Here is a 3,394-nt window from a genome sequence, read left to right as displayed (position 1 = left end):
CTGCCAGCGCACCAGTGCCTCGACGCCTACGATTTTCCCGCTGCTCAGGTCGATTTGCGGCTGGTAATGCAGGCGCAGCTCCTGCTGGTCCAGCGCACGGCGCAGATCGGCCTCCAGCGCCAGGCGCGCACGCGATCGGCGGGTCATTTCCGGCGAAAAGAAACGCAGGATCCCGCGCCCCTGGGCCTTGGCCTGATGTAGCGCTGCGTCGGCGCTGCTTTGCAGGTTGGCCGCATCGCGGCCATCGTTCGGATACAGCGCAATGCCGATGCTGGCGCCGATGTAAATCATGTTGTCGTCGATCGGGAAAGGCTCGCCCAGCGCGTCGATCATGCGCTGGGCGACCAGGTCGATACCCGACAGGCTCGCTGCATGGTCGACGATGATGTAGAACTCATCGCCACCGATGCGGGCGATTTCGCTGTTATCCGGCAACAGGCCCTGCAGGCGCTTGCTGACCTCGATCAGCAGCCGGTCGCCCAGCGTGTGGCCGAGGCTCTCGTTGATGGCCTTGAAATTGTCGAGATCGAGAAACAGCAACGCGAACTGGGTCCGGCTGCGTTCGGCATTGAGGACGGCCTGCGCCAGCAGCTGGGCGAACAGGGCGCGATTTGGCAGCCCGGTCAGCGGGTCGCGATGCGCGAAGAAGTCCAGTTTCTGCTCGGCGCGCTGGCGGTCGGTGATGTCGCGCAGCGAACCGCGCAGCCCGATCGGCTGGCCCGCTGCATCAAACACCGGCTTGCACACATGCTCGATCCAGCGCTCGCTGCCGTCGCGGGCACTAATGCGGAACAGGTGCGGACCCGGGGCGGTGCCGGCCGCAGCCGCGGAACGATGCGCCTTCCAGCCGGCCAGATCGTCGGGATGGATGATTTTTTCCATCAGCCCCGAATCGACGAAGAAATCGGCCGGCGCATAGCCCGATACATCGCGACAGGCCGGCGACACATACAGATAGCTGCTATCCGGCGCCACCCAGTATTCCCAGTTGGGCGAATAGTCGGCAAGGATGCGGTATTTTTCCTCGCTCTGTTCCAACAGGGCGGTGCGCTGAGCGACCAGGTCTTCGAGGAAATTGCGCAGCCGGGAAAGCTCGAGCTGGGTGCGCACCCGCGCACGCACCTCATCGACGTCGAAGGGCTTGGTGATGTAGTCGGCCGCGCCGATGCTGAAGCCCCGGACTTTGTCCTCGGTGGCGTCGACCACGGTGACGAAAATCACCGGGATGCGATTGCCCCTGGGCGAAGCCTTGATGCGCCGACACACTTCGTAGCCGTCCATCTCCGGCATCATGATGTCGAGCAGCACGAGGTCGGGCGGGCTCTCGCCCTCGATCAACTCGAGCGCCTTGGCGCCGGAGCGGGCAACCAGGATGCGGTAATCGTCCTTGAGCGCCTCCAGCAGCTCATGGATGTTCTGCGGCACGTCATCGACCACCAGCAGCGACGGCGGGCGATCCGGATCGCTGTCCTGCGACACGTCGAACAGCACCGGATTCCTGCGATAACGCTGCAGCTCGAGCTGGGTGCGCACGCGCATGTGCAGCAGTTCCGGGTTGATCGGCTTGGTGATGTAGTCGGCCACGCCCAGCTGGAGACCGCGCGCCTCGTCGGCCGCCTCAGCCAACGCCGTCACGAAAATGACCGGAATGTCGGCGGTGGCCGGATTGGATTTGAGATGCGCCAACACCGAGTAGCCGTCCATGCCCGGCATCTTGATGTCGAGCAGAATGAGGTCGGGATACGGCTGCTGGCGCGCCAGATCGAGCGCCTTCTCGCCGCTGGTGGCGGCGGCGATCACATAGTCGTCGCGCAGCACGCTCATCAGCACATGCAGGTTCTCGTTGACGTCATCGACGATGAGGATGCGAGGGCGGCTGGCAACGGCTTCGGTCATATCGGGTGGCTCAGGTTGTATGCGTCAGTCGGCCCAGCAGCACAGTGAGCTGCGCGCGCGCTTCATCGATGGCGAAGACATCGACCTGCGCGGCGAGCGCATCAATGTCCGCCGCCAGGGGCGTTCCGTCAACACCGGCACGCAAGGCCACCAGCAGTGGCTCGGCAGAGCCAAGGTCGTCCTGCAGCGCGTGCAACAGCTGCGCCAATTGCTCGCGCACCTGATCGGGCGCCAGGGGTGCGACAGCGGACGCGCGTGCCGGCGTCGTCGGCAGGCTGTCAATGTCGCGCATCACCGCCTCCAGCAGCGACTGCGCCGCATCCAGAGCGGCGGCGTCGGGCAGCGTGTCCTGCTTCAGCTCGGCATCGATCATGCTCACGCATGCATACAATGCCGTGGCGCCGATATTGCCGGTCACGCCCTTGAGCGCGTGGCAGAACTCCTGTGCCTGCTGCGTCTGCGCGTCCGTCGTTAACTGTCGCAGTGTCCCCACCGCATTGGCATAGTGCTCGCGAAAGCGCCGCAACTGCTTGTAATACGCCTCCAGCTTGCCGCCGATGCGGCGCACCCCTTCGCTCGCATCGAGACTGGACAGTGCCAGCAGCTCGGGCGGCAAGCTGCCTGGCCGCGATGCGGGCTGCACCTGGCCGGCCCGCTCCGCCGGCACCTTTATCCACTTTGCCAGCGCCGCCACCAGCCGCTCCGGCGCCACCGGCTTGGTGATATGGTCGTTCATGCCGGCGGCCTGGCTCTTTTCGGCATCCTGCGCCATCGCCAGCGCCGTCATCGCGATGATGGGCAGGCGGGCGTAGCGTTCGCCGCCCGGTGCGTGCGCCAGCGCGCGGATGCGGCGGGCCGCCTCAAGACCATCCATGACCGGCATCTGGATATCCATCAGCACGCCGTCGTAGATCTGCCGCTGCACCTGTTCGACCGCTTCCTGGCCGTTGATGGCCTGATCGACCTTGATGCCCTCGCTGCGCAACAGCTCGGTGGCGAATTCGCGGTTGATGTCGTTGTCCTCGACCAGCAGCATGCGCGCGCCGGCGAGCTGGGCGCGGGCGCCGTCATCCGGGATGCCGTGCTGCGGGCGATTGCCATTGAGAATGCGGCCCCGCCCCAGTACCGAGAGGAGGGTGTCGAGCAGCGTCGACGGCGACACCGGCTTGATCAGAAAACCATCCACGCCGGCCTGTTCGGCCAGACGGATCACGTCCTCGCGGCCGTAGGCGGTCACCATCACCACCTTGGGCTGCTGCGCGATGGCGGAATCCAGGTGGATGCGCTGGGTCGCCTCGTCGCCGTTCATGCCGGGCATGCGCCAGTCCATCAACACCAGGTCGTAAGGGTGGGCAGAGGCCGCTTCGAGCGTGGCCAGCGCGGCCGGCCCGCTCGCCGCGGTGACGACGTCGAGGTGAAAGAAGCGCAGCATGTCGGCGAGGATTTCGCGCGACACCTCGTTGTCGTCCACCACCAGCACGCGGATGCCCTTGAGCAG

The 3,394-nt window shown here is 65.7% G+C and carries 2 protein-coding genes; both read right to left on the bottom strand.

All coding sequences use genetic code 11. From position 1 onward, the window contains the following. Positions 1–1,896 (bottom strand): response regulator (locus Q8S38_RS19025; protein ID WP_305681915.1); only part of this gene is annotated, 1,896 nt, incomplete at its 3' end. 10 nt (positions 1,897–1,906) lie between these two features. Then, on the bottom strand, positions 1,907–3,394 hold a 1,488-nt coding region (locus Q8S38_RS19020), incomplete at its 5' end, for a response regulator (protein ID WP_305681914.1).

The sequence above is a fragment of the Allobosea sp. genome (assembly GCF_030695125.1).
GTDB lineage: Bacteria > Pseudomonadota > Alphaproteobacteria > Rhizobiales > Beijerinckiaceae > Allobosea.
Note: the sequence above shows the minus strand (reverse complement) of the source record. Positions and strands in the feature narration are given on the sequence as shown.